Source organism: Exiguobacterium sp. s39 (assembly GCF_018618925.1).
Classification (GTDB): Bacteria; Bacillota; Bacilli; order Exiguobacteriales; family Exiguobacteriaceae; genus Exiguobacterium_A; species Exiguobacterium_A abrahamii.
The window spans coordinates 1,030,644-1,053,944 of the sequence record NZ_JACSNA010000001.1 but is presented as its reverse complement, the minus strand read 5'-3'; the positions used below and the strand labels follow the sequence as shown (position 1 = coordinate 1,053,944).

Here is a 23,301-nt window from a genome sequence, read left to right as displayed (position 1 = left end):
TTAGGATATAGGTAGAAAGAAACAATAGAGGAAGGGGTCTTCCATGGAAACACTATCATTGATTTTATTGATGCTTGCGCTTATTTTATTGACGCAAGTCATCGGACATTACATCCGTTTCATCCCAACGGCTTTGATTCAAATCATTGCCGGAACCGTCGCCGCTCTCCTGATGAGTGGTTTGACGATCGAGGTCGAATCCGAGTGGTTCCTCCTCTTATTCATCGCACCGTTACTTTACAACGATAGTTCTCACTTCCCACGAGAAGATTTATGGCGGATGCGGACAGCGATCTTCGGGAACGCGATCATTCTCGTCTTGTTGACGACGATCGTCGGAGGGTACTTCATCAACTGGTTGATTCCAGTTATTCCAGTCGCTGCTGCCTTTGCTTTAGCTGCGATTTTATCGCCGACCGATCCGATTGCCGTCAACGGGATTGCGAAACGTGTCCAGATTCCAGAACAGATTCTGACGCTCGTCCGTGGAGAATCGCTGATCAATGACGCATCGGGACTCGTTGCGTTCAGTTATGCGGTCGCTGCTGTCGTCACAGGGTATTTCTCGCTTCAAAGCGCAACGACTGAGTTCTTCTACATGTTCATCGTCGGAGCATTGATCGGATTGACGATTTCACTCGCGATGAACTTTCTCAAGGTTCGCTTGCGTCGCGCCGGCATTGAAGATGTTGTCTTTTATGCCTTATTGCAAATTTTAACGCCATTCATCATCTTCTTCATCGCCGAAGAAGGGTTTCACGCGTCAGGCGTCATCGCCGTCGTGACAGGTGGTATCTTGCATGCCTTGATCAAAGAACGGACGGAAACGTTCTTTGCACAAGAGCAGACGTTGACGGATAACATCTGGACGATGATTGCGTATACGTTAAACGGGATTATCTTCTTATTGCTCGGTTTGACGTTGCCGGAAGCGACACGCGAGATTTTTGCAGATGATGCGATCAACAACTGGCGTCTCATGCTATATGTCATCGAAATCGGTTCATTCATTCTCGCGATCCGTCTCGTCTGGACGATGTTCTTCAATTGGTTCGATCATCGGTTCTTTAAAAAAGAGGACCGCGATCATCGTCGACCGTCCTTCAAACAAGATTTAATCACGACACTGGTCGGGGTTCGCGGAACGATCACGATGGTCGGGGTCTTGTCATTACCGTTCTTGACGGAGTCCGGCGAAGCCTTCCCGGAACGCTCATTGATCATCTTCCTTGCAGCGGGTGTCATCATCTATACACTCGTTCTCGCAACGATTCTCTTACCGGTCTTGAACCGGGGAGAAGCGGCTACACCAATCGCACTCGACCTGAATGCTCAAAAACAACGGATGATTCGCCGTGCAATCTCAGAAATCAAACAAGTGACGGACGAAGACAATGCGGTCGTTGCGTTTGATCTCCTTAATGAGTATCATGTCATGCTTCGGTTACTTCGGGCACAGGAAAAAAGTCAGGAAGAGCTCGATCAATTCAATGATCAATTGAAAGCACTGCGACTGGAAGCCGTCCAGTGGGAAAAGGAAGAATCAAAACGTTTCGTCGCTGAGCACAAGGTGCCGGATCTGTTGAAGAAGGATGTCTTCCGCTCGATCGAAAACCGTCGTAAGGCGATCGGCAAGGATTCGCGTTTCCAAATCGTCCAACCGATTCGAAAATTGTGGTGGAAGCGGAAACGATCGAACATGTCGTCTGACGCGTTGATTCAAATGACACAAGTCGAGCATGAACTGTATGAAAAGGTAATGGGCACAGTGATCGAACGTCTCGAGAATTGCCGCTCATCGTACCCACCAGACGTCGTTCAAAGTGTGCTGGAATTCTATAAACGACTTCGCTTCAAACATACGCGTTGGTCGTCACCAATCGGTGGCAAGGACGTCGATCAGCAAAAAGAAGAACTTTGCTTGAAAGCTATCGAAGTTCAGCGTCTTGAAATCGCGAATATGTCGAAAGAAGGGGATCTCTCGAACGAAGAGGAGAAGGAATTACGTCGCTTCATTCACTACATCGAGAGTGTCGTTCTCTACGAATACGTCGAATAACAACGAGACTGTTCGTTTGTCACATATTTAAAAGGAGCACGTTTTCTCTGAAAAAGAGAATCGTGCTCCTTTTGTGCGTCTTGATTTAAATCATGTATAGCGTCTTTTGGACTGCGTAGCGTTGATGGTCGTGAAATAGATGTTCGATTGCTTCAACCGGGTCGATCCATCGTAAGGCATGATCATCCTCGATTGGACTTTGAATTTTCTGCCCAGCATCGCAACGGTAGAACTGCCCTTCATTCAAATAATATGTCGTTTCATTTTTTGAATAGAAATATTGATTGGCTCGTCCGATGAAATCACCGATTTCGACGTCCATCCCCGTTTCTTCTAGTACCTCTCTTGTAAGACAGTCTTCATACGTCTCATAGGTCTCGATACCGCCACCTGGAAGAAACAACATACCGTCCTTTTTTTGAATGACGGCGATTTTACCTGTTTGAGGGTCGCGCATGACCGCATAAACAGCAGGTCTCGTGATGTAGTGTTGGTTCTGTTGTCTCTGCCCGAATGTGATGACATCCATTGTTTAATCACTCCTTTTCGTATAATCATTTGAATTCAATCATACCTTACAAAATAGTATGTAAGCATCAGCCGTACAAAAACCCCTCATTTCGATTTAGAAATGAGGGGTTACCTATGAGGAAAGATCATTTGTTTCAAACGAAATGTCTGATGGATTAACCGAGCGACAAGTATTTGACTTCGAGATAATCTTCGATGCCGTAGACGCCACCTTCACGACCAAGACCACTCTCTTTATAGCCACCAAATGGAGCTTGTGCAGCAGATGGTGCGCCATCATTCAGACCGACGATCCCGTATTCGAGTCGTTTTCCGAGCATCAATGCTTCATCGATACGTTCAGAGAACGCGTAAGCTGCCAGTCCGTATGGTGTGTTGTTCGCCCGTTCGATGACTTCATCAAGTGTCTCAAAGACAGAGATCGGTGCGAGCGGACCAAACGTTTCTTCCTGCATGCAGAGCATATCTTCAGTGACATTCGCAAGCACGGTTGGAGTGACGAAGTAGCCGACAGATTCGTCAATCGTACCACCAGTCAGAATCGTTGCTCCTTTTGCGACAGCGTCATCGATGTGTGCTTTGACTTTTGCGACGGCTTTCGCATTGATCAATGGACCAACTGTCGAGTCAGCGTCCATCCCGTTCCCGACTTGTAGTTGTTTAACGGCTGCTGTGAATTTTTCCGTGAATGCGTCAAGAACAGACGCTTGCACGTAGAAGCGGTTCGTCGCGACACACGCTTGTCCACCATTCCGGAATTTCGAGCGCATCGCGCCTTCAACGGCTTTATCGAGATCCGCATTTTCCGTGACGATGAAGGGTGCGTGCCCACCGAGTTCAAGTGATAGTTTCTTCATCGTATCGGCTGCTTGACGCATGATCAGTTTCCCGACGGCTGTTGAACCTGTGAACGTAATCTTCCGGACGCGGGAATCGGCTTGCCAGACGCCACTGATCGTTGCTGCATCACCTGTTAAGACGTTGATGACACCTTTAGGGATACCTGCTTCTTCTGCTAATTCAACGAGGCGAAGTGCCGTAAACGGTGTTTCTTCCGATGGTTTAAGGACAATCGTACAACCCGCTGCAAGAGCCGGTGCAAGTTTACGTGTGATCATCGCTGCCGGGAAGTTCCATGGTGTGATCGCTGCGACGACACCAACTGGTTCTTTTTCGACGAAGAGTCGTTTTCCTGGAACAGAAGCCGGAATCGTTTCACCGTAAATCCGGCGTGCTTCTTCAGCGTACCAACGGACGTATTGATTTCCGTAATCGACTTCACCGAGTGCTTCGACGTACGGCTTTCCTTGTTCTGTCGTCATGATCCGAGCGAGTTCCTCACGGTGTTCGTTGATCAAGCGATACCAGGCATCGACTAAATTCGCACGTGTGTCTGCAGTTTCGTTTGACCACTTGACGAATGCTTCGCTCGCTGCATCAACGGAACGTTGTGCGTCTTCAGCTGAACTTGCTGGAACATGTCCGAGCAATGCTTTCGTTGCAGGGTCGTAGACCGGAATCGTTTCTGTTGTGTCATACCATTCACCATTAATTAAGTTCTTTTCAATCATCTTGTTGCACCTCCGTGAATTTCATTACGCTCCCTATTAAACACCTCAAGACGAAGGAGCGGAAGTTCCGCTTTGGATGGACCGTCATAACGAAACGGAATGACTCAACAAAATAGTTAATCGACTGAACAATCGGGAATAGTTAAAGTAATGGAGAATGAAAATATCAAAATTGATGAAGGGGTCGACAGTCATGAAACGGAATTGGATCATTAGCAGTGTGGCGTTGAGTCTATTATTAAGTGGATGTGGAGAAAAAGAAGTCGTTGAGAAAAAGCCGGATAAACCACGCGAGACACAGCAAAAAAGACAAGCTTCTCAGCAGGCGTACATAGAAAAGACAATCCAGCGTGCGGATCGTTACGCTGCCCAGTACGATTATGACCGAGCGATCAAGGTGTTAAAACCCGTGCGCACAAAAGAGACAAATCTGAAAATAGAAGAATACGAACAGAAAAAGCAGGCGCTCCTGTCCGTGGCAAAACCTGTACCGCATCTCTTTTTCCATTCATTGATTGCTGATCCAAAACAAGCATTTGACGGTGACCGGAAGGAAGCGGGATACGATGATTACATGGTGACGCAACAGGAATTCGAACGGATTTTAGCTGCGGTGTATAAAAACGATTACGTACTCGTCCGACCAACAGATTTAGCAAAAGAGGTGAACGGGAAGATCGTCGAGACACCCGTCCGTTTACCAAAAGGAAAACACCCGCTCGTTCTCTCGCAAGATGATGTCAATTATTACGAATACATGAAAGGCGATGGATTTGCGAAGAATTTAAAAGTGAAGGACGGCAAAATCGTCAACGCGATGGTTGGAAAGCCGAATGGTGCCTATGATCTCGTACCAATCGTCGATGCGTTCGTCCAGTCGCATCCTGACTTTTCCTATAAAGGAGCAAAAGGGTTGCTTGGTATCACAGGTTATAACGGGGTGCTCGGGTATCGTTCCTCCTACAATCAATATGGACACAATAAACAGGTTGAAACGGCACGGAAACAAGCGAAACAGACCGCCGTCGCATTAAAAAAGGACGGCTGGCAGTTCGCGAGTCATACGTACGGACATGTTTGGGTCGGAAAAGAATCAGTCACGACGATTGACGCGGATCTTAAACGCTACAAACAGGACGTTGCCCCGCTGATTGGAAAAACGACGCAACTGATTTATCCATACGGCAGTGATGTCGGGGATTGGCATAATTATTCGGGTGAGAAATATCGTCTACTCATCGATAGTGGGTTCCGCTATTTCTTCAATGTCGATGCAAGTCAACATGCTTGGAAGCAAGTTGGACCCGACTACTTCCGCCAAGCCCGGATCAACGTTGATGGGATACGTTTACGTCAAGCCGTTGCTGGAAAGACGAACGTCCTCGATTCGTTCTTTGATGCGAAAGAGGTCTTTGATCCAGCGCGACCGGAACGGAAGTGAGTGATTGAAAACTAGTTGAATCCATCGGGTAAAGAAATTAAAACGGTAGTGGCTGCGTCCCGTCCTGATCCGTAAAGTGATAGGTCTTCGCGAGATCGGCAACGAAGAGGGCTTGTCCAGAATAACGGCTAACATCGTCATCCGCCATCAGCGCTGTAACGGCTCGTCCGATATAGGTCGTCGATTCAGTCGCAGCACTCGCGAATCCAGCATCGACGACCCGTTCCGTTCGCATGAAACCGGGGCACAGCGCGATGACAGAAATGGTCGTCTGAGCTAACTCCAGTGCCATGACGTGTGTCATTCGATTAATCGTTTGCATCGCCAAATCATAATAGAGGTTTCCGGCCACCTGATCTGGAGTGAATGACGTCACATTGATGACGAGCGCAGCTGGACTCTGTTGCAGCAATGGCATCGCAGCCCGAATCGTCCACAAATACGCTTTTGGTCCGGCAGACATCATCGCGTCCTAAGGTCGCTCCCAAAACCGTCGTCCGGTTCCAGAAGGCAAGTGGCTTTCCGAACCACCGAACACGCAGTTGACGAGGAGATCGATTCGACCATGTTGGTGCTGAATCTGCTGAATCAGACGATCGATGTCCGTTTGATTTGTATGGTCACAAACGACGGGGATGCCAAGTCCGCCGCGTGCTGTGACACCAGCAGCCGTCTCTTCGATCGTTTCGCTTCGTTGATCCGTTGCCTGTTCATTCGTACTCCGTCCTGTGACGTAGACAATCGTTCCAGCGTCACCCAAGGCATAAGCGATGCCACGTCCGGCGCCACGGGAGGCACCAGCGACGAGTGTAATACGTATTGACATGATGAAACTCCTTTCAGATACGAGAAGACGGATGGGCAGATGCGCATCCGTCTTCTTCTGTCTTTAAAAACCTTTAATCGTCATCCCACCATCGACATAAAGCGTTTGTCCGGTCACGTAACGGGCTGCAGCAGACGATAAGAAGACAGCTGGTCCAACCAGTTCTTCTAATTCACCGACCCGACCGAGCGGTGTCACGTCAACGATCTCTTGCAGGTATGTAGGATCTTCCAGCAATGGTTCTGTTAATGGTGTCTTAAAATACCACGGTCCGATTGCATTGACGCGAATATTTTGTGGTCCCCATTCAAGCGCCAGTACTTTCGTCATCTGAATCATTGCCGCTTTCGTCGTCGCATATACGACGCCGGTCCGTAAGGCGACGTGACCAGCAACCGAGGCGATATTTAAAATGCTTCCACCTGTCTCCTGCATCCGTTTACCAATTTCTTGAGCAAAGAAGAAAGCGGATTTCAGATTGGTCTGTTGGATCGTTTCCCACTCGTCTTCCGTCACATCGAGTGCCTTCGAGCGAATGTTCATTCCAGCGTTGTTGACGAGCCCATCAATCTGCGGTACTTGTTCGTAGGCACGAGCTACCGTCTCGACGACTTGTTTCCGGTCAGTGATGTCGCACGGGAATATGTAAGCCGTTCGACCGAGTCGCTCGATTTCTTGTGCCGTCTCCTTCAAATCCCGTTCCGTCCGGGCGACGAGAATGATGTTAGCACCGGCTTCTGCCATCCCGATGGCGAGCGCGCGTCCGATGCCTCGTCCAGCTCCAGTGATGAAAAATGTCTGATCGGTTAACGAAAAACTTGGAAGATACATGATGTCACGTCCTTTTACTAAGAGTCATCACTTACTCTAATGAAAAATTGACTGAAAAGAAAGAAAAATCACTCCATAGTAAAGTAGAGATGGTAAAATATTGAAAAGGAGGGATGAGATGAAGCGTGGTTTAGTTGTGACAATATGTATAGCTCTCGTGAGCCTTGCTGCGATTCAACTAGTCGGTACAGAAGTCTATCGTTATTTCTTTTATGATCCGGCAACCTATCAAGCCCGATTTATGGTTGATGGAGGCGGAAAAGAAGAAGGAAAACCGACCAAGCAAAAAATCGACATCCAAAGCGGGGGATTTGCGGATAAGGATGCATTAGGAGTTGTTACCTTTTACGGTGTCGTCGGTCTTGTCATACTACTGATCGTCCTCTTCAGTGTACGTTACTTCTTGAAGCGTTTGCGAAAACGACGCAGACGAGAGAATGTAATCGACGATTTAATGGAGCCTCCGCCGGTGTTTTCCCCAAATCGTTCGATACGACAAACTCTTGTTGGTGAAGAATCAGAGTCAGAGATTCGCCGTCTGTTACAAACGTTCGATCGGCAACTGACACGACAAAAACGCCGCCGTTCCGAAGAGACGGTCGGCGAATGGTTACAGCGGATTGATGTCACGCTCGATCCATCGATCTATCATCTCGTCCGGTACGGTGAGACACCGGACTCGGCGATTTCACAAGATCAGGTCGATGATCTGAGACATGAACTACAAGTGCACCTTCAGCGCGATTGACCGAGCAAATCAAGCAGGATCGCATGATGGGAGGCGTCTCGTGAGACGAGTGACAATTCGCGGACGACATCAAATCCGTCGACCGGTAACGTCTTGATTTCTGGGGATAGTCCGTCTTGAAAAATCTCCGGCAATAGAGCGATACCGAGTCCTGCACGAATGAAACCGAGGACGCTTGAACCGAATTCCATCTCGTTTTCTGCTTGGTAGACGGCACCTCGATCGATGAACGCGTCCTTTAGGATATTCGTCGAATCGCAATCGATCGGAAGCGATAAGAAAGAGGCGTCACGAATTTGCTCAAACGCCACAGACGTACAGCCTATAAATCGTTCATCGTCTTGATGCACATAAAGCAAAAAGTTCTCCGTATACAAATGCGTCGTATGATACGGATGGACATGGTGACGATCGTCGAGTAAGACAGCATCGTATCGCCGTTCTTCAAGACCTTGCATCAAATCGATCGTCGTATGCGCCGTCTTCAATTTGAGATCCGGGGCCGTCGCTTGACGCGAGACGTGACGCGGGAGATACGTCATCGCGACGCTTGGCCATGATCCGAGTGTCAACGTCGTCCGTTCGTCAATCGTACCGATCCGTCGTTTCATCTGATCGATCCGGTCAAGCAGTTCACGACTCTCTTCAAAGACGATTTCGCCAGCTGTCGTCAACGTAACACCATGTGCTGAACGGTGTAACAACGAGGCTTCAAGTGCACTCTCAAGACTTTTGATTTGTTTACTTAACGCCGGTTGCGTCATATGCAGTACTTCGCTTGCTTTCGTCAGGCTACCGGTCTCCGCGGTGACGAGGAATGCTTCCATCCATTCAGTCTTCATTGGTTCACGCTCTTTTCATACAGGTTCTCTAGAACGTACGCCATTTGAACGCATCTGACAATCATTTTGCATTTTTTATATTCTTAGTTTGGAATATTCTAAAGTGGGAATATATAAAATAAAGAGGTGAACGGATATGAACGATCGGATACCAATACGATTCTCAGCTCTCGGAGATGCGACACGGATCCAACTCATCGAAGCGTTACGAGATGGTCCTCGCTCCGTCAATGAGTTAGCTGAACAACTACACTTACGCCAACCGCAAACCTCGAAGCATTTGAAGCTGTTGCTTGACGCGGAACTAATCACTGTCGAACGGCAGGCGAATCGTCGCTTGTATAGCCTTCGCCCAGAAGCGTTTCGAGAGCTCGTCATGTGGAGCAACTCGCTTGCACAAATGGAAGCCCGCATGCATCGTCTAGACGCACATTTGAAGCAGATTCAGTCGAACGTGAAGGGAGACGGGACGAATGAAAAAGGAATTGAAGACTTCGATTGAGGGGAAGACGCTACGAATGGAATGGACGTGCGAGGCGCCGCGAGATAGCGTCTTTGCCGCATTCACGGAAAAAGAGCAACTCGAAGCGTGGTGGGGACCGGAAGGCTGGGAGACGACGATCAAGACGTTTGAGTTTCAACCGGGTGGTGTATGGCATTATTGCATGCGCTGTGTTGATTCGGCGCAAGGTGACTTTTACGGCATGGAGTCGTGGGGAAAAGCGATTTTCAGACACATCGATGCTCCGAACACGTATAGTCATGCCGATTATTTCTCGGACGCGTCAGGGGGGATCTCTGAACATTTACCAGGAAGCGAGAATGTCACGACATTCCTCGACCACGGGGAGACGACGTTGATCGTCTTCGAGTCGACCTATGAGACAGAAGCAGCCGTGCAAGAAGTACTCGGTATGGGGATGAAGGAAGGCTTTACGTCGCAACTGTATCGCCTTGATCGCTTATTAACGAAACGTTGAGAAGGAGTCGGTGAGGGATGGGGAAGCTCGGTCTTATAGTATGTCTGCTTTGTTTAGCCGGTTGTGGAAAATATACGATGGAAGAGGCGAAGGAGAATGGCGACATCATCGTCCAGAAGGATGTTACGAACAGCGACCGATTCGAGTCCTTTTTGAAGAACTCAACGCAAGGCAAATCAGATCAGATTCGCATCACGGCGTTTACGACTGAAGGCGACCCGGTGTTGTATGACGTCAAGTATGATGGCAAGTCGTATCACTATACGTCCGATTCATCGCGTGATCAGTTCGGTACGACAGACGATGATCGTAAAAACGAAGTCTGTCGACAACTCGACAAGACGATCGTGAAGCAGAAGGCAACCTATACGTTACGTAAATGCGCTGAAGGAGCGGATCATGAGCTCTTACGATTGCCAAAACAATAATCAAAAAGGATCGTGTCCCGTCGAATCAATCAGCGGGCACGATCCTTTTTATTCGCTGTCGAGCCGACGTAAGGCTTCGCGCCAACTGGAGAAGCGTTCAATCAACAATGTCAGTGAAGGTGCTTGGTGCGCACGCGCCCACTTGGCATATTGCTGACTCGTCAGAAGCGGTCCATGTGTGGCAGCAGCTTGTTGAAGAGCGTCTAAGCAGTCTTGATCGGTGAAGAAGCCGTTCGAGGTGAGATCGAAGTGTGCCAAGGCATTTTTCCAGGTGCCGAACCGACGAATGATCGTATTCGCACTCAGCATTTCTGGGTGTAGATCCCGCAATTCCGTGTAGGAGCGAATCGTCATGTTCGTTCCTTTTTGTGCGACATAAAAAGCGACGCTATCTTCGATCGACCACCGCTTCGTTCGCTTGACCGCGGCGGGACGGTTCAACGTCATGCGTTCTTTCGTCGATAAATGGGAAGTCTTGACGATTCCAGCTCGTTCTAACAAGTGTGCCCACGAACCGAATCGGGCATTGATTTCTTCAAGCGAAGGGTAAGGAAGTTGAGCTGCTAACTTTTGATAATGGGTAGCTTTCATAGGTGAATGGTGCATTTGATGAAGACCTTGAATCAAGCGGATGATCTTCTCATCCGTTGCTAAGGTGGAAGTGGAAGTCGGATGTTGACGCATGCAAGATATCTCCCTTTTGAATGGTTGTTTCAATTACAGGCTAGTGTAGCATGAGCGATTGCGAGAACATACTAACAATATCGTAAGGTAAGAAAAATAGCGCATTTTTATCCAGGAAATACAGGAAAATCAGAGCTGAAACACGAATACAATATTATAGAAGAAAAGAGGGGGGACTGATCAATGACAGAAACACAGACGATTGATACGATGGAGGATATTTTAAAGATGCTCGACGCACGATTGCGTGAACCAGAACCGTTTTGGGACAAGTTCTATGAAGATCGGTCGAAACCGGTCCCGTTTTTTAAGAACATTCCGGACGAGAACTTAGTTCGCTACGTCGAAGAGGGCTGGCTCTCGCCTGGTGATGCGTTAGATCTCGGAACAGGACCGGGTCGAAATGCGATCTATCTCGCAACACACGGTTTCTCGGTGACGGGACTGGATCTCTCAGCAACCGCGTTAGACTGGGCAACGGAACAAGCACAACAGACTGGAGCGCACGTTGCGTTTCGAAAGCAAGATTTTCTAGAGACGACCGAACAGAATACATATGATTTCATTTACGATTCCGGCTGTTTTCATCATATGGCGCCACATCGACGTGTGACTTATGTGACGCGACTGAAGGAGATGTTGCGACCAGGAGGATATTTCGGATTGACGTGTTTTGTTGCGGGCGGTCCGCTTGGCGGGGCGACGTTGACGGACTGGGAAGTCTATCAAGAAAATAGTCTCCAAGGCGGACTCAGTTACACGAAAGAGCGATTACTCTCTATATTCGATGCATTCGACGTCATCGAACTAACGGAAATGCAACCCGTCGACAATCCAGAGGCATTATTTGGTCATACTGGACTGTGGACCGGTTTGTTTCGATTAAAGGATTGATTCGTCCGGCATTCGAGACATGAACCAGTCTACAAAGTAATGGACATCCTCTAGCGATACGATTTGGTGTGTATCGTAAGCGGCGAACAGTGACAAAAAGCGCGGTTCATCAGGGAAATAATGAAGCAGGATCGAGCGGAGTGTCTCTAGGTCATGCACGAAGCTTTGATCTTCCTCTAAGATGAGGTGATAGGCGCTCCGAACAATCCGTTTCACGATCGAATCCGAATGAAGCAGAGCGACCCGACCTGTTTCTAGGAGAAATAAATCCGTTTTCAACTGCTCGCATAACCCACTGTTTAACGCGAAGCCAAGAGCGCGTGTCGGACGAAGGGACGGAAATCGACTTTGGAGATTTTCGCCTGCCAAAAACAAATTGACGGATTTCAACCAGACGCCCCAGCGAAGTGCTTCGTCATCCCGTATGACGTCGCCAAGCAGACCGATGTCATAATCGATTTTGGTGACGAATGGATAGTCCGTCAACCAATCTTCCGTCCGTTTATCTAACTGCATGTGTTCTTCTTCCGTCAACGGTTCTGTCAAAATCAGTGTAAAATCGAGATCGGATTCAAAGGGACGCGCCGTTCCTTTTGCGACGCTGCCATACAAGTACACGCCATGAAACACGGATAAGGTTTGTAAATAGGCGACGACGTCTCGAATCACGGCACGATAACGGACAGGAATCGCTTCAGCGGAAGTCGGATTGTGGATGTAGCCATTTTTCGTGCCAAATGTCGTTGGATACTGCATCTGTCTTCCTCCTCATCCTTCAGGGATGGATTGATAGCGATACCACTTCTTGTTTCGCTGCACATATATAAACATCGTATCATCTTTTTCTTGATAGATGACCGTACCGCTCTTAAGACGAGTTGCCATGCCGTCCTCGAGCGTCTTTTCGGGTGCTATTTTTTGAACACGTGGACCAGGAGTCAAGAAAAGATCGGAGACGGTTACGACCTGATCTAGTCGGTACACGCGATCGTTCAAGCGGATGACGTCTTGATCTTGTTCAATGGCTTCCGCTGCGATGAGGTCCGTCGTTGTCATCGTCGTCTCGGTCTGACATCCACTGAGACAAAGAATGACCAATACGATAGTAGCTAACACTTTTTTCATGAAAATACCTCTTTCTCTGGTTATATGTCGTAATTTACGATATATTCGGATTATACGATATAAGGGGGAGCATCATGATTTCAGCTGATTTTGCAAAAATTTATTATCAACTACATCCACGGTTCGAAGAAAACCTGTCTCACCAAAGCGTCCGCATCCTGCAATACATTCAATTTGCGACGAATCCGACGATCAAGCAGATTGCCGAGGCATTTCGCCTCTCACATAATACGACGTCCGAGCACGTCAAAAAGTTGGAGGGATTAGGCTATATTGAAAAAAAACGAAATCCAGAAGACCAACGCCAAGTGACGATTGGTTTGACAGACTTGGGGGATACAATCGTTCGTCATCATACGGAACTCGATCCTGAACGGTTGAATCAAGTCTTTGCTACGATGTCAAAAACAGATCAACAGGCGATTGAACAGGCGTTTCGATTGTTGCGGGAGGCGGCAGATGACTGCTTTTCTCGTTAAGGTGCTGTCGAGCGCACTGGTCATCGGTCTCGTCACGGAAGTCGCCCGGCGTTCACCGTCACTGGGAGGCGTGTTGTCTGCATTGCCCGTCGTCAGTCTGATTAGCTTTGCCTGGCTCGTTAAACAGGGAAGTGAACGGGCAGAACTGAGTACATTCTTAAAGAGTGTGTTACTCGGATTACCAGCGACGTTCTTATTGCTTGCCGTCTTATATGGATTGATTCGCTTAGGCATTCCTATTTTTTACAGTATACTCGGTGCAACGAGCTTTTTTATTGCTTGTTGGTATATCCAACGTCACCTACAACAGTGGTGGCAAACCTAAAAAAGGAGACAAAGTAATGATAACCCTTCAAACAAAGCGATTGACGATTTATCCATGTACAGCGAATGACGTGACACGTTTACAACAACAGCACTACGATAACGGACCGGAAGTTCAGCATCACTTGACGTTACTCGCGTCAGATCCCTCGCTGCTATACTGGGGCAGCTGGCTCGTCATGACAAAGGATGGTCAAGTAATCGGGGATATCGGATTCAAGGGGAAGCCGGACATACGACAAGCGGTCGAAATCGGTTATGGTCTGTTACCAGCGTATCTCAATCAAGGGTTTGCGACGGAAGCAGTTCAAGCATTGATTGAATGGGCGTTTGAACAAACGGAAGTGACAGGGGTACTTGCGAAGACGGAGTCGACGAATCAAGCATCAATCCGAGTACTCGAAAAAGCGGGATTGATTCAGGTCGGGAGAGACGATCGGTATACCATGTGGGAGCGTATGAAGAGGGTGTAAAGGAAACTTGACAGGTGGTATGTTATTTACATATAGTGGGACTACGAGGTGAAATCATGAAAAATAAGGTCAAGAAGATGCGCGAAGAACGAGGTTGGTCGCAAGGCGAACTGGCAAAACGATTGAACGTGTCGCGTCAGACGGTCATTTCCATCGAAAAAGAGCGGTATAATCCGTCACTCGACCTCGCGTTTTCACTAGCTGATCTGTTTGAACGGCGAATCGAAGACATCTTTACACCGAATCGAACGAACGAGGAGGGAATAGAATGAAGCGAGTTAATGTGTTGTTAGACTTCATTTTAATTGGAGTAGGTCTGTACTTAACGATGACAGATCCGGCGGCTAAAACTCTTGGGATTATCCTCGTTTTAGCTGGCGTCACGTCACGTATCACAGGAACGGTATTCTCGCCAACGGAACCGTATGATGAGCGCCAAGGAGAGATTAAAATCCGTAGTGGACATATCGCTTATCTCGTAAGTATCGGATATCTTTTCTTGATCTTGATTCTCGTCAATCTGTCGATCATAAAAGACATTCAATTTGCTCTGTTACTAGCATTAGGAGGACAACTTTTATTCTTTCCGCTTGTATTGCTGTACGTGAACCGAAAGATGTAAGGAATGAATGTTTATAAAAATGATACTTGTAACCGTTATCAACAATGATATAGAATGTAATGGAATAGGGATTGTTACTGGTCAAGCAGGCGAAACCCAAATCAGCGATCACTGGAACCGTGAGTGACGTTTGATTTGGGTTTTTCTATTTTTCTGATTTGAAAGGAGGTCACCGATGATCATTCATCAAATTTTCAACAACAATGTCATCAGTGTATTTGACGAAGCAGGGCGTGAGCGAGTCGTCATGGGGAAGGGAATCGGCTTTAAACGGAATTCAGGACAGAAGATATTAGCCTCCGATGTGGAAAAAGTCTTTTATCTCGATGATGCAGGTAATCATGAACGATTTAAATTACTACTTCAAGAAATTCCTGAAGAAATCATCGTCTTGACTGATGATATCGTAACGATTGCTAAATTGACGCTCGGGAAAAAACTCAATGAACTTGTGTATATCGCTCTTGCTGATCATTTACATTTTGCATTAGAACGTCATGAAAAAGGCTTAGAGATCAAAAATGTATTGCTTTGGGAGATTAAACGTTTATATCAAGATGAGTTTAGTGTTGGTCTGCAAGCGCTTGAACTGGTTGAAGAAAAATTCAATATCATATTACCTGAAGACGAAGCAGCCTATATTGCACTTCATATCGTGAATGCTGAATTAAACGAAGAGATGCCAAACATCGTCTCAATGACAAAAGTCATTCAAGAAGTATTGAATCTCGTAAAATACCACTTTGCACTAGAATGGGATGAGAATGCTCTCGCCTATCATCGTTTTGTAACCCACCTTAAATTTTTTGCACAACGACTCGTGACACGAACGGAATACGAAGGAGATGAGAGTGCGCTTTTCGATCTAGTGAAAATGCAATATCCAAAGTCCTATGTCTGCACTGAAAAAATCGCTACCTTTATTCAGACAAAATATGATTATCGGTTGACGGATGAAGAGAAATTGTACCTAACGGTTCATATTACAAGATTGATTAAAGAAAAAAAGAAAGATTGACATATTAATGTATTGTTGTTATTATGTGGTTAATAAATATATATTTATCTAATAGGATTGTTACTGGTCAAGCAGGCGAAACCTAGGTGAAGCAATGCGTATTTCTATGAAATACGTAACTTGTTCTCATCTGGGTTTCTTTTTGTGTCTATCAACTATGGAGGTGTACTATGAAATACGATCAACTGGCTAAAGCAATCATTGAATCTGTCGGAGGTGAACAAAACGTTAGTTCACTTGTCCATTGCGCGACCCGACTACGTTTCGTACTTAAAGATAAAGCAAAGGCTGATAAACTAAAACTTGAAAAACTAGAAGGTGTTATTGCTGTAAAAGAGAGCGGAGGGCAATTTCAGGTCGTCGTCGGAAATACAGTACCTGAGGTATATCAAGCAATTGGGAAACAAACAAAGCTGATGGAAGAATCAACAGATACTTCTGAGACAAGTGAAAAGGGAAATATTTTCGGTCGAGCGATTGATGTTATTTCGAGTATCTTTACGCCGTTGCTTGGTGTCATGGCGGGAGCAGGTATCTTGAAAGGTTTACTTGCGATTGCGACGAATGCAGGTTGGTTAGTTCCTACCGAAACAACTTATATCATTTTAAATGCTACAGCGGATAGTCTCTTTTACTTCTTACCTATTTTGTTAGCGGTTACATCAGCGCGAAAGTTTGGTGCAAATCAATTTGTTGCCATGACAGTAGCGGGTGCTTTAATTTATCCTACAATCATTCAACTGAAAGCGGATGCAGTCGCGACGACATTCTTCGGTATACCCGTGACGATGATGTCCTATACATCTACAGTCATTCCGATCATTCTTGCCGTTTGGGTTATGAGTTATGTTGAGAAATTTTTCAATCGATATGTCCATGAGAGTGTTAAAAATTTTGTTACTCCTTTGATTGCTCTCGTTACAATCGTTCCATTGACATTAATCGTGTTTGGACCAATCGGCGTTACGTCAGGTGACTTGATTGCTGCTTTTATTTTAAAGGTACTAGCATTTAATCCGATTTTAGCAGGGGCGTTCATTGCCGGTGTATGGCAAATCCTCGTCATTTTCGGTATTCACTGGGGAGTTGTTCCGATTTTCATCAATAACATTGCGACTAAAGGATATGACTATATCAAACCGGCAACTGCACCAGCAATTTTTGCACAGGCAGGAGCATCATTTGGTGTCATGCTTCGATCAAAAAATAAAAAGTTAAAAACATTAGCAGGTTCTACGGGAATTACCGCATTATTCGGTATTACAGAGCCTGCCGTATATGGAGTCACGTTACGCTTAAAGCGTCCTTTCATTGCAGCAATCATTAGTGCAGCAGTAGGTGGAGGAATCGTAGGACATTTTGGAAGTGTAGCAGTTGCTTCTGGTCCTCCGGGATTATTGACGTTACCCGTCTTTATTGGAGATAGTATGACAGCGTTTTACGGGTTGTTAATTGGTGTTGGTGTCTCATTCTTTTTATCGATGGTCTTAACATACATCCTTGGTTTTGAAGATGATCCGATTGAAAAAGAAGTGGAAAAAAATATTCGTCCATCAACAGAGATGACGATTCCAAGCCCAGTGTCAGGTCAAATCGTGTCTCTCGAAAAAGTTTCGGATAGTGTGTTTGCGAGTGGAGCAATGGGGAAAGGTTTCGCAGTCGTTCCGACTGAAGGAAAAGTAATCGCCCCAGTGTCAGGTCAAGTAACTGCTATATTTGCAAGCAAACATGCGATTGGTATTCGGTCAGAGGACGGAATGGAGATCCTCATTCATGTTGGGATTGATACGGTACGCTTAGATGGAACTCACTTCGAATTACACGTCACACAAGACCAGAAAATCGAACCAGGGGATGTATTAATCACTTTTGATATGGAATCGATTCAAGCGGAAGGTTATGACATCATCACACCTGTGATTTTCACGAATTTATCAGAAGAACGACAAATTACGATTGACCAAGATCAAATTTCAGTAAGTGAATACAATAAACCTGCTTTTGCATAAGAAAGGATGAGACGATGCAATTTCCAAAAAACTTTTTATGGGGTGGCGCTATTGCTGCTAATCAAGCAGAAGGTGCCTATTTATCCGATGGAAAGGGATTATCTTCCGTTGATTTAATTCCTAATGGGTCGACTCGAAGAGCCGTCATGAAAGGAGACTTATCACATTATGAGCCGCTCCCAGAACTAACTTATCCATCCCATGAGGCGATTGATTTTTATCATCGCTACAAGGAGGATATTGCGTTATTCGCCGAAATGGGATTTAAAGCACTTCGTTTATCGATTTCATGGGCGCGTATCTTTCCAAATGGTGATGAAGAACAACCAAACGAACAAGGATTGAAGTTTTACGATGAAGTGTTCGATGAATTATTGAAATATGGAATTGAACCGGTCGTTACGATGGCGCACTTTGATGTCCCCGTTCATTTAGTAAAGCATTACGGAAGTTGGCGCAATCGAAAGATGGTTACATTCTTCGAACAATATGTGAAGACGATCGTATCCCGGTATCATTCAAAAGTTCGTTATTGGATGACTTTCAATGAAATAAATATGTTGTTCCATCTTCCTTATATGGGAGCTGGATTAGTATTCGCAGAAGGAGAGAATCGGCAACAAATTCAGTATCAAGCAGCACATCATCAATTGGTAGCGAGTGCGCGTGCCGTGGAAATTGCTCATACGATTAAACCGGATCTTCAGGTTGGGTGTATGTTGGCAGCAGCTATGACATATCCTTATACCTGTAACCCAGATGACGTCGAAAAAGCGATGGAACGTGATCGTGAGAATTTCTTCTTCATTGATGTACAAGCTCGCGGTGCCTATCCTGGTTATGCATTAAGACAATTGAAAGATGCTGGAATTGAAATTCAGATGGAACCAGGTGATATTGAACTATTACGCAACCACACAGTGGACTTTATTGGTTTTAGTTATTATTCGAGTCGCTGTATCAGTACTGATCCAGAAATATTGGATAAGATGACAGCGGGGAATGTGTTCCCGACTGTTAAAAATCCATATTTGAATCAATCGGAATGGGGATGGACGATTGATCCGAAAGGACTCCGTTTAACGGCGAATCAGTTATATGACCGTTATCAACTCCCGTTATTCATCGTCGAAAATGGCTTAGGGGCATTTGATGAATTGGATGGTGAAGGAAACATTCAAGATGACTATCGAATTGCTTATTTAACAGATCACATACGCGCAATGTACGAATCGATTCAAGACGGTGTAGAACTTATCGGTTACACGAGTTGGGGCTGTATTGACCTCGTTAGTGCTTCTTCCGGAGAATATGCAAAACGGTATGGCTATATTTATGTAGATCGTCATGATGATGTCAGTGGAACGAATCGAAGACAAAAAAAGGCGTCATTTGATTGGTATAAAAAAGTAATTGCATCAAATGGTGCCTTTATAGAAAATCAAAAACATATTAAAATCAAATAAAGGTATAGCTAACGATTTTGATCTAGAAATGTTTAGATTACAAATCGTTAGCTTTTTAATTATTATTAGATTCTTTCATAAAAAATCATCAATGAAGGTATTTTCAATATTCAACCATGAATCGCAAACGTATCCCGTAATTCGATGATTGTTCCTTCTGGTGCTTTTAATTTGCTGAGATGACCATCGACGACGAAGTAGATGTTTCCGCCGTGTTTCGGTAGGAAAGGCATCCCGAGTCGTTCCAGGCGTGTTACTTCTTCTTGCAAGTCGTCAACGTAAAGTGCGAAATGGACGGGACCCGCTGCTTGTTTCGTATAATCGGTGAACGGCTGACCCGATTTGGGTGTTTGCAATTCGATATAGAAATCACCGAGTCGTAACCAGCTGTTAAAGGCGCGGTCGTGAAAACCAGGTGACTCTTGAACGAGGGAGAACCCAAGCTGTTCATAAAAGTGTTTAGACGCAGCGTAGTCCGTCGTCTGAATACAGATGTGATGAATTTGTTTCATACTAAAACCTTCCTTCGTGTTCAATGAAATCATGCAAAACTAGTGTAGCATTTCATGGATCGGTTGGAACGAACGAAATGGAGAATAGGATGCAACAAACGATGAATTTGATTTGTGAACGTTTTACAATAGGGCAAATGATTAGCGAACCTGTACGATTGACTGGCGGACTCATGCATGAGACATGGCGATTACAGACGACGACTGGATCTTACGTCTTAAAGCGATTGAATCCGGACATCATGCAACGTCCTGAAGCGCGAAAAAATTTTAAAATGTCAGAAGATGTCGCCATGCAAGCGTCATTTCACTTAGCAGCATTACCAGCACGTCGCGTCAACGATCAAGCGGTACAAACGATTGACGGCTCGGATTACCTTTTATTTGATTGGATCGATGGCAAGACGTTATCAACCGATCAGTTTCGATCGGCACATGCACGACAAATCGGAGTTCAATTAGGACGATTGCACGCTCTTTCTATAGCGACGACTGGCTTCATAAAGCCGGATACCTCAAGTACTTCAATCGATTGGAACGGTCATTTAGAAGAAGGAAAACGGCAGCAAGGAAAGTGGCTGCAGCTATTCATGGAAGAGCAGGAACATTTGCAACGAATTGAAAGATTAGCACAGAAAGCACAGAAACAACTGCCAGTAGACTGGATCGTCAGTCATCGTGATCTCGATCCAAAAAACGTCCTCTGGACACCAACGGGTCCAGTCCTGATTGACTGGGAGTCTGCGGGTCTGATCCATCGAGCCGTCGACGTGTTCGAGACAGCCTGTTATTGGGCGAAGCTGAAAAACAATACGTTTGACCGCGTTCGATTTAACGCATTTCTTGACGGTTACGCGACAAACCAACGTTTGTCTGATGTCGACTGGACGCACGTCATCGATAGCAGTGTTCAAGGAAAGCTCGACTGGCTGAATTTTAATCTCAATCGCTCACTTGGGAAAAGTGGAATCCCTGAGGCGGAACGAGTACTTGGAACGAAGCAAGTCCTTTTAACGATAGAAGAATTACGAGCGCACGACCGGAATCGCTGGATCAAGTGGATATCCGTAAGATAAGCATAAAAAGAGGCACCGAATCACTCGAATTCGATGCCTCTTCGTTATTAAAACGATTTGACCAACTGTTCAATAGTTGATTCAGGAGTGCGAATCGGAATATAACCAAGTTGCTTGATTCGGTCATTCGCAAATGTCGCGTGTTCCGCTGCACGCTTCGGTATTTGGTACGGCTTGTCACTTGCTGTGATCAACTTCATCCGGAAATCCGTCTCAGGTAGATTCGCATCGATCGCATTAAAAATATCCCCATTATGCGCATTCGTTGCGGCAAGGACGATCATTTCGACTAGATTATCCGTATGGACCCACGGGACGACATCGTCCGGGTGCACCCAGGTAATCACATCCGCCTCCTTCATCCGCTCGACTTGACGATCCCCCCAATAGGACTGCTCCTCGGCACAAATTGATCCTGGACGTAAGATGATTAAATCGGAATCGGGTGTATATTCCTGTAACAGGCGTTCGGATTCCTGTTTTGTATGGATATAGACGTGCTCGGACGGTAAGAGCGGTGACGTTTCCGTAAAATGTCCACTCACGACTTCGCCGTACACGGAAGTCGTCGAGATGTGAACGATGCGCTTGACACGAGCTTTTGTCGCAGCATCCGCGAGATGTTGTACACCTGTAACATTTGCTTCCTGTGCTAAATCGGGATCATCTCCGAGATAGGCAGCACAGTGAATCAACAGATCGACGCCTTGAAGTGTTGTAAGAAGCGAATTCGGATCACCGAGTTCACCGATGACTGCGTGGACACCTTTGAAAGCGTATTGATCCGCTTGTTCCTGAGAGCGATACAAACCTCGCACTTCACGCGCTTCTTTTAGAAAACGTCGCGCAACACGAGAACCAAGCGTTCCGGTCATTCCTGTAACTAAAATCGTACTCTCTTTCAGGTTCATAAGTGCTTAACCCTTTGACTCTGTCTTTTCAGCGAAACATTGCTCACAAATGAAACGTCCTTCGCTTTTTAGGTATGCTTTGACTTCCGTCATCCCGCGATGTTTCGGATAGCGCATCTGGATGTAGACTTTTTCATTTCCTTCAATCGTTTTGCCGCAATGCATACATGTCGGTTCTTTGCCGAACATCCTAACGCCCCCTATAAATTAATATCTTCTATCTTATCGTAAAGGAAAAACCAGAGTGTTGGAAGAATAAAGTAAAAAAGGAATCTAAAGGAGGGTGTCTATGATCTTCATTGCTATTTTTCTCGCCGTTGGTGGAGTCGTTTGGTTCATTTCAGCGCGGAGTCAATCGAAACATCGATCGCTCGACGATCAGGAATATACATTGAATCAACATGATGTCCATCAGCAACAAAATCATCGTGATTTTTGAAGGCATGTAAAGGAGCACCCGGTCGACGGACCGGATGCTCCTTTTTAGCGATTGCGTACATGGAGAAAATATTTTGCGTTGCTCCAGATCAAGGCGATAATCAATAAGCTGATTGCAAAGATCTGAGATTGACCGGTCTCAGACGAATACACGACTAATACGACAATGATACCCATCAATAAAAATTGTAACAGGGACTGTGACCGAATCAGACCTTCGAACATGACGTGACGTTCTCCGTCATCTGAGGCAGCGAATAGCTTTTCAGCATAGTTCTTTTCCGAATACTTTGGGAAATAGCGGTTGGGATAGATCTGGCGCATAAGATTGAGAAAATAAATCGAGGAAATACAACTGATGACGAAAAAGAATCCACTCAGTATCAAATGAAGACCGAACTGGTTTTCAATGATGCTAAAAGAAGCGAGCCCGATACTGAGGAGATTGGAGAACTGCACGATCATCATGCCGTCCGCATAGTAGCGATTCACTTGATCGTCAATCGCGTCCTCTTCGTCGGAAGAAACATAGCGTTTAGTCAATTGACGAATTTGTAAATAGCGTACGATGTAACTGAGAGTCAAGATCGTCAAGATAACCAAAAGACCAGTGAATATGTAATCAAGATAGAGCGATCGTTCAAACTGTGACAAATTGGTATTTTTGAGGACAAACATGACGAAATAACTGCTAATGAAACCGAGTAAAGCTGCGATGATGACTTTGACTGCTTCCTTGTTCATGTTAATTCCTCCTCATCGAAATAAAAGATGTCTTCTAACGGCGTATCAAACACACGAGAAATTTTGACAGCGATCAATAGCGACGGCATGAATTCTTCGCGTTCGATTAAGCTGATCGTCTGGCGCGAAATGTTCGCACGCCGTGCCAGTTCAGACTGATTCCATCCGTGACGGGCACGTAATTCTTTTAATCTGGATTTCATATAGGGATTCACCTCCTATATAATGTAACTTATCACGGTCTTTTTGACAAAGATAATAGTCAAATA

The 23,301-nt window shown here is 45.7% G+C and carries 29 protein-coding genes and 1 pseudogene; 17 read left to right on the top strand and 13 right to left on the bottom strand.

Going from position 1 to position 23,301, the window contains the following annotated elements; all coding sequences use genetic code 11:
• Positions 1 to 43: 43 nt before the first annotated feature.
• Complete coding sequence (locus KNQ11_RS05665) at positions 44 to 2,059, top strand: Na+/H+ antiporter (protein ID WP_023468480.1); 2,016 nt, start codon at positions 44 to 46, stop codon at positions 2,057 to 2,059.
• An 85-nt stretch (positions 2,060 to 2,144) separates the two neighbouring features.
• On the opposite strand, the gene KNQ11_RS05660 is transcribed toward KNQ11_RS05665, so the two are convergent.
• The gene (locus tag KNQ11_RS05660) at positions 2,145 to 2,588 is read right to left on the bottom strand and encodes an NUDIX hydrolase (RefSeq protein WP_214770425.1); all 444 of its coding nucleotides are present in this window, start codon (positions 2,586 to 2,588) and stop codon (positions 2,145 to 2,147) included.
• A 157-nt stretch (positions 2,589 to 2,745) separates the two neighbouring features.
• Positions 2,746 to 4,161 carry an NAD-dependent succinate-semialdehyde dehydrogenase gene (locus KNQ11_RS05655; RefSeq protein ID WP_195864915.1) on the bottom strand — a complete coding sequence of 472 codons (1,416 nt, stop codon included), beginning with the start codon at positions 4,159 to 4,161 and terminating at the stop codon, positions 2,746 to 2,748.
• Positions 4,162 to 4,354: 193 nt separating this feature from the next.
• Between KNQ11_RS05655 and KNQ11_RS05650 the strand changes: the two genes are divergently transcribed.
• The gene (locus KNQ11_RS05650) at positions 4,355 to 5,602 is read left to right on the top strand and encodes a polysaccharide deacetylase family protein (protein WP_214770422.1); all 1,248 of its coding nucleotides are present in this window, start codon (positions 4,355 to 4,357) and stop codon (positions 5,600 to 5,602) included.
• A 37-nt stretch (positions 5,603 to 5,639) separates the two neighbouring features.
• Here the strand turns inward: KNQ11_RS05650 and KNQ11_RS16775 are convergent.
• Positions 5,640 to 6,428 (bottom strand): annotated as a pseudogene (locus KNQ11_RS16775) (SDR family NAD(P)-dependent oxidoreductase).
• 63 nt (positions 6,429 to 6,491) lie between these two features.
• Entirely contained in the window at positions 6,492 to 7,259 is a 768-nt protein-coding gene (locus KNQ11_RS05635; RefSeq protein ID WP_214770376.1) for an SDR family NAD(P)-dependent oxidoreductase, read from the bottom strand.
• Between the two features lie 118 nt (positions 7,260 to 7,377).
• On the opposite strand from KNQ11_RS05635, the gene KNQ11_RS05630 reads away from it, so the two are divergent.
• On the top strand, positions 7,378 to 8,007 hold the full coding sequence (locus KNQ11_RS05630; protein ID WP_214770373.1) for a hypothetical protein: 630 nt from the start codon (positions 7,378 to 7,380) through the stop codon (positions 8,005 to 8,007).
• Here the strand turns inward: KNQ11_RS05630 and KNQ11_RS05625 are convergent.
• Positions 7,995 to 8,849 (bottom strand): LysR family transcriptional regulator, encoded by an 855-nt coding sequence (locus tag KNQ11_RS05625; protein ID WP_214770370.1) that lies wholly within the window; start codon positions 8,847 to 8,849, stop codon positions 7,995 to 7,997. The two genes, KNQ11_RS05630 and KNQ11_RS05625, sit on opposite strands and share 13 nt — an antisense overlap.
• A 136-nt stretch (positions 8,850 to 8,985) precedes the next feature.
• On the opposite strand from KNQ11_RS05625, the gene KNQ11_RS05620 reads away from it, so the two are divergent.
• The 3 genes from KNQ11_RS05620 to KNQ11_RS05610 are packed head-to-tail and all read left to right on the top strand — an operon-like array spanning position 8,986 to position 10,257.
• The gene (locus KNQ11_RS05620; RefSeq protein WP_214770367.1) at positions 8,986 to 9,351 is read left to right on the top strand and encodes an ArsR/SmtB family transcription factor; all 366 of its coding nucleotides are present in this window, start codon (positions 8,986 to 8,988) and stop codon (positions 9,349 to 9,351) included.
• Positions 9,323 to 9,829 carry an SRPBCC family protein gene (locus KNQ11_RS05615; RefSeq protein ID WP_214770348.1) on the top strand — a complete coding sequence of 169 codons (507 nt, stop codon included), beginning with the start codon at positions 9,323 to 9,325 and terminating at the stop codon, positions 9,827 to 9,829. The genes KNQ11_RS05620 and KNQ11_RS05615 overlap by 29 nt, the downstream gene beginning before the upstream one ends.
• 17 nt (positions 9,830 to 9,846) lie before the next feature.
• Positions 9,847 to 10,257, top strand: a complete 411-nt coding sequence (locus KNQ11_RS05610; protein WP_214770345.1) for a DUF4362 domain-containing protein — start codon at positions 9,847 to 9,849, stop codon at positions 10,255 to 10,257.
• 48 nt (positions 10,258 to 10,305) lie between these two features.
• On the opposite strand, the gene KNQ11_RS05605 is transcribed toward KNQ11_RS05610, so the two are convergent.
• Positions 10,306 to 10,941 (bottom strand): homing endonuclease associated repeat-containing protein, encoded by a 636-nt coding sequence (locus KNQ11_RS05605; RefSeq protein WP_214770343.1) that lies wholly within the window; start codon positions 10,939 to 10,941, stop codon positions 10,306 to 10,308.
• A gap of 183 nt (positions 10,942 to 11,124) precedes the next feature.
• On the opposite strand from KNQ11_RS05605, the gene KNQ11_RS05600 reads away from it, so the two are divergent.
• Positions 11,125 to 11,835, top strand: coding sequence for an SAM-dependent methyltransferase (locus tag KNQ11_RS05600; RefSeq protein WP_214770340.1), 711 nt, complete (start codon positions 11,125 to 11,127; stop codon positions 11,833 to 11,835).
• On the opposite strand, the gene KNQ11_RS05595 is transcribed toward KNQ11_RS05600, so the two are convergent.
• Positions 11,824 to 12,591 carry a nucleotidyltransferase domain-containing protein gene (locus KNQ11_RS05595; RefSeq protein ID WP_149427496.1) on the bottom strand — a complete coding sequence of 256 codons (768 nt, stop codon included), beginning with the start codon at positions 12,589 to 12,591 and terminating at the stop codon, positions 11,824 to 11,826. The genes KNQ11_RS05600 and KNQ11_RS05595 overlap by 12 nt on opposite strands.
• 12 nt (positions 12,592 to 12,603) lie before the next feature.
• Positions 12,604 to 12,960 carry a hypothetical protein gene (locus KNQ11_RS05590; protein WP_214770337.1) on the bottom strand — a complete coding sequence of 119 codons (357 nt, stop codon included), beginning with the start codon at positions 12,958 to 12,960 and terminating at the stop codon, positions 12,604 to 12,606.
• A 74-nt stretch (positions 12,961 to 13,034) separates the two neighbouring features.
• On the opposite strand from KNQ11_RS05590, the gene KNQ11_RS05585 reads away from it, so the two are divergent.
• The 8 genes from KNQ11_RS05585 (at position 13,035) to KNQ11_RS05550 (ending at position 19,351) form a co-directional block, all read left to right on the top strand.
• A complete protein-coding gene (locus KNQ11_RS05585) occupies positions 13,035 to 13,439 on the top strand; it encodes a MarR family winged helix-turn-helix transcriptional regulator (protein WP_214770334.1) in 405 nt (134 codons plus the stop codon).
• On the top strand, positions 13,420 to 13,764 hold the full coding sequence (locus KNQ11_RS05580; protein WP_244290034.1) for a DUF3147 family protein: 345 nt from the start codon (positions 13,420 to 13,422) through the stop codon (positions 13,762 to 13,764). Before KNQ11_RS05585 ends, KNQ11_RS05580 begins: the two co-directional genes overlap by 20 nt.
• Before the next feature lie 16 nt (positions 13,765 to 13,780).
• The gene (locus KNQ11_RS05575) at positions 13,781 to 14,236 is read left to right on the top strand and encodes a GNAT family N-acetyltransferase (RefSeq protein ID WP_244290033.1); all 456 of its coding nucleotides are present in this window, start codon (positions 13,781 to 13,783) and stop codon (positions 14,234 to 14,236) included.
• 56 nt (positions 14,237 to 14,292) lie between these two features.
• Complete coding sequence (locus tag KNQ11_RS05570) at positions 14,293 to 14,508, top strand: helix-turn-helix transcriptional regulator (protein ID WP_149427493.1); 216 nt, start codon at positions 14,293 to 14,295, stop codon at positions 14,506 to 14,508.
• Entirely contained in the window at positions 14,505 to 14,858 is a 354-nt protein-coding gene (locus KNQ11_RS05565) for a DUF2178 domain-containing protein (protein ID WP_149427492.1), read from the top strand. Before KNQ11_RS05570 ends, KNQ11_RS05565 begins: the two co-directional genes overlap by 4 nt.
• Before the next feature lie 175 nt (positions 14,859 to 15,033).
• Positions 15,034 to 15,876: a BglG family transcription antiterminator LicT gene (licT, locus tag KNQ11_RS05560; protein WP_149427491.1), complete on the top strand. Its 843-nt coding sequence runs from the start codon at positions 15,034 to 15,036 to the stop codon at positions 15,874 to 15,876.
• A gap of 170 nt (positions 15,877 to 16,046) precedes the next feature.
• The gene (locus tag KNQ11_RS05555; protein WP_214770332.1) at positions 16,047 to 17,885 is read left to right on the top strand and encodes a beta-glucoside-specific PTS transporter subunit IIABC; all 1,839 of its coding nucleotides are present in this window, start codon (positions 16,047 to 16,049) and stop codon (positions 17,883 to 17,885) included.
• Positions 17,886 to 17,899: 14 nt separating this feature from the next.
• Positions 17,900 to 19,351 carry a 6-phospho-beta-glucosidase gene (locus KNQ11_RS05550; RefSeq protein ID WP_214770328.1) on the top strand — a complete coding sequence of 484 codons (1,452 nt, stop codon included), beginning with the start codon at positions 17,900 to 17,902 and terminating at the stop codon, positions 19,349 to 19,351.
• 110 nt (positions 19,352 to 19,461) lie between these two features.
• Here the strand turns inward: KNQ11_RS05550 and KNQ11_RS05545 are convergent, their stop codons facing one another.
• Complete coding sequence (locus KNQ11_RS05545; protein WP_149427488.1) at positions 19,462 to 19,863, bottom strand: VOC family protein; 402 nt, start codon at positions 19,861 to 19,863, stop codon at positions 19,462 to 19,464.
• Positions 19,864 to 19,952: 89 nt separating this feature from the next.
• Here KNQ11_RS05545 and KNQ11_RS05540 point away from each other — a divergent pair, with 89 nt between their 5' ends.
• Complete coding sequence (locus KNQ11_RS05540) at positions 19,953 to 20,939, top strand: phosphotransferase (RefSeq protein WP_214770325.1); 987 nt, start codon at positions 19,953 to 19,955, stop codon at positions 20,937 to 20,939.
• A 47-nt stretch (positions 20,940 to 20,986) separates the two neighbouring features.
• Here the strand turns inward: KNQ11_RS05540 and KNQ11_RS05535 are convergent, their stop codons facing one another.
• Positions 20,987 to 21,850, bottom strand: a complete 864-nt coding sequence (locus tag KNQ11_RS05535) for an NAD-dependent epimerase/dehydratase family protein (protein WP_214723377.1) — start codon at positions 21,848 to 21,850, stop codon at positions 20,987 to 20,989.
• A 6-nt stretch (positions 21,851 to 21,856) separates the two neighbouring features.
• Entirely contained in the window at positions 21,857 to 22,039 is a 183-nt protein-coding gene (locus KNQ11_RS05530; protein WP_023468458.1) for a hypothetical protein, read from the bottom strand.
• 100 nt (positions 22,040 to 22,139) lie between these two features.
• Between KNQ11_RS05530 and KNQ11_RS05525 the strand changes: the two genes are divergently transcribed.
• Positions 22,140 to 22,289 carry a hypothetical protein gene (locus KNQ11_RS05525; protein WP_023468457.1) on the top strand — a complete coding sequence of 50 codons (150 nt, stop codon included), beginning with the start codon at positions 22,140 to 22,142 and terminating at the stop codon, positions 22,287 to 22,289.
• Between the two features lie 44 nt (positions 22,290 to 22,333).
• On the opposite strand, the gene KNQ11_RS05520 is transcribed toward KNQ11_RS05525, so the two are convergent.
• The gene (locus KNQ11_RS05520) at positions 22,334 to 23,032 is read right to left on the bottom strand and encodes a DUF3169 family protein (RefSeq protein ID WP_214770322.1); all 699 of its coding nucleotides are present in this window, start codon (positions 23,030 to 23,032) and stop codon (positions 22,334 to 22,336) included.
• Positions 23,029 to 23,235, bottom strand: a complete 207-nt coding sequence (locus tag KNQ11_RS05515; protein ID WP_023468455.1) for a helix-turn-helix transcriptional regulator — start codon at positions 23,233 to 23,235, stop codon at positions 23,029 to 23,031. The genes KNQ11_RS05520 and KNQ11_RS05515 overlap by 4 nt, the downstream gene beginning before the upstream one ends.
• Positions 23,236 to 23,301: the final 66 nt, after the last annotated feature.

Bases quoted from the DNA above. Each gene is read 5' to 3' on its own strand.
- KNQ11_RS05595 (WP_149427496.1), bottom strand. From the start codon at position 12,591: ATGCAGTATCCAACGACATTTGGCACGAAAAATGGCTACATCCACAAT.
- KNQ11_RS05530 (WP_023468458.1), bottom strand. From the start codon at position 22,039: ATGTTCGGCAAAGAACCGACATGTATGCATTGCGGCAAAACGATTGAA.
- KNQ11_RS05590 (WP_214770337.1), bottom strand. From the start codon at position 12,960: ATGAAAAAAGTGTTAGCTACTATCGTATTGGTCATTCTTTGTCTCAGT.
- KNQ11_RS05630 (WP_214770373.1), top strand. From the start codon at position 7,378: ATGAAGCGTGGTTTAGTTGTGACAATATGTATAGCTCTCGTGAGCCTT.
- KNQ11_RS05600 (WP_214770340.1), top strand. From the start codon at position 11,125: ATGACAGAAACACAGACGATTGATACGATGGAGGATATTTTAAAGATG.
- KNQ11_RS05520 (WP_214770322.1), bottom strand. From the start codon at position 23,032: ATGAACAAGGAAGCAGTCAAAGTCATCATCGCAGCTTTACTCGGTTTC.
- KNQ11_RS05570 (WP_149427493.1), top strand. From the start codon at position 14,293: ATGAAAAATAAGGTCAAGAAGATGCGCGAAGAACGAGGTTGGTCGCAA.
- KNQ11_RS05525 (WP_023468457.1), top strand. From the start codon at position 22,140: ATGATCTTCATTGCTATTTTTCTCGCCGTTGGTGGAGTCGTTTGGTTC.
- KNQ11_RS05620 (WP_214770367.1), top strand. From the start codon at position 8,986: ATGAACGATCGGATACCAATACGATTCTCAGCTCTCGGAGATGCGACA.
- licT (WP_149427491.1), top strand. From the start codon at position 15,034: ATGATCATTCATCAAATTTTCAACAACAATGTCATCAGTGTATTTGAC.
- KNQ11_RS05535 (WP_214723377.1), bottom strand. From the start codon at position 21,850: ATGAACCTGAAAGAGAGTACGATTTTAGTTACAGGAATGACCGGAACG.
- KNQ11_RS05550 (WP_214770328.1), top strand. From the start codon at position 17,900: ATGCAATTTCCAAAAAACTTTTTATGGGGTGGCGCTATTGCTGCTAAT.
- KNQ11_RS05605 (WP_214770343.1), bottom strand. From the start codon at position 10,941: ATGCGTCAACATCCGACTTCCACTTCCACCTTAGCAACGGATGAGAAG.
- KNQ11_RS05610 (WP_214770345.1), top strand. From the start codon at position 9,847: ATGGGGAAGCTCGGTCTTATAGTATGTCTGCTTTGTTTAGCCGGTTGT.
- KNQ11_RS05540 (WP_214770325.1), top strand. From the start codon at position 19,953: ATGCAACAAACGATGAATTTGATTTGTGAACGTTTTACAATAGGGCAA.
- KNQ11_RS05650 (WP_214770422.1), top strand. From the start codon at position 4,355: ATGAAACGGAATTGGATCATTAGCAGTGTGGCGTTGAGTCTATTATTA.
- KNQ11_RS05545 (WP_149427488.1), bottom strand. From the start codon at position 19,863: ATGAAACAAATTCATCACATCTGTATTCAGACGACGGACTACGCTGCG.
- KNQ11_RS05665 (WP_023468480.1), top strand. From the start codon at position 44: ATGGAAACACTATCATTGATTTTATTGATGCTTGCGCTTATTTTATTG.
- KNQ11_RS05515 (WP_023468455.1), bottom strand. From the start codon at position 23,235: ATGAAATCCAGATTAAAAGAATTACGTGCCCGTCACGGATGGAATCAG.
- KNQ11_RS05615 (WP_214770348.1), top strand. From the start codon at position 9,323: ATGAAAAAGGAATTGAAGACTTCGATTGAGGGGAAGACGCTACGAATG.
- KNQ11_RS05565 (WP_149427492.1), top strand. From the start codon at position 14,505: ATGAAGCGAGTTAATGTGTTGTTAGACTTCATTTTAATTGGAGTAGGT.
- KNQ11_RS05655 (WP_195864915.1), bottom strand. From the start codon at position 4,161: ATGATTGAAAAGAACTTAATTAATGGTGAATGGTATGACACAACAGAA.
- KNQ11_RS05585 (WP_214770334.1), top strand. From the start codon at position 13,035: ATGATTTCAGCTGATTTTGCAAAAATTTATTATCAACTACATCCACGG.
- KNQ11_RS05555 (WP_214770332.1), top strand. From the start codon at position 16,047: ATGAAATACGATCAACTGGCTAAAGCAATCATTGAATCTGTCGGAGGT.
- KNQ11_RS05660 (WP_214770425.1), bottom strand. From the start codon at position 2,588: ATGGATGTCATCACATTCGGGCAGAGACAACAGAACCAACACTACATC.
- KNQ11_RS05635 (WP_214770376.1), bottom strand. From the start codon at position 7,259: ATGTATCTTCCAAGTTTTTCGTTAACCGATCAGACATTTTTCATCACT.
- KNQ11_RS05580 (WP_244290034.1), top strand. From the start codon at position 13,420: ATGACTGCTTTTCTCGTTAAGGTGCTGTCGAGCGCACTGGTCATCGGT.
- KNQ11_RS05575 (WP_244290033.1), top strand. From the start codon at position 13,781: ATGATAACCCTTCAAACAAAGCGATTGACGATTTATCCATGTACAGCG.
- KNQ11_RS05625 (WP_214770370.1), bottom strand. From the start codon at position 8,849: ATGAAGACTGAATGGATGGAAGCATTCCTCGTCACCGCGGAGACCGGT.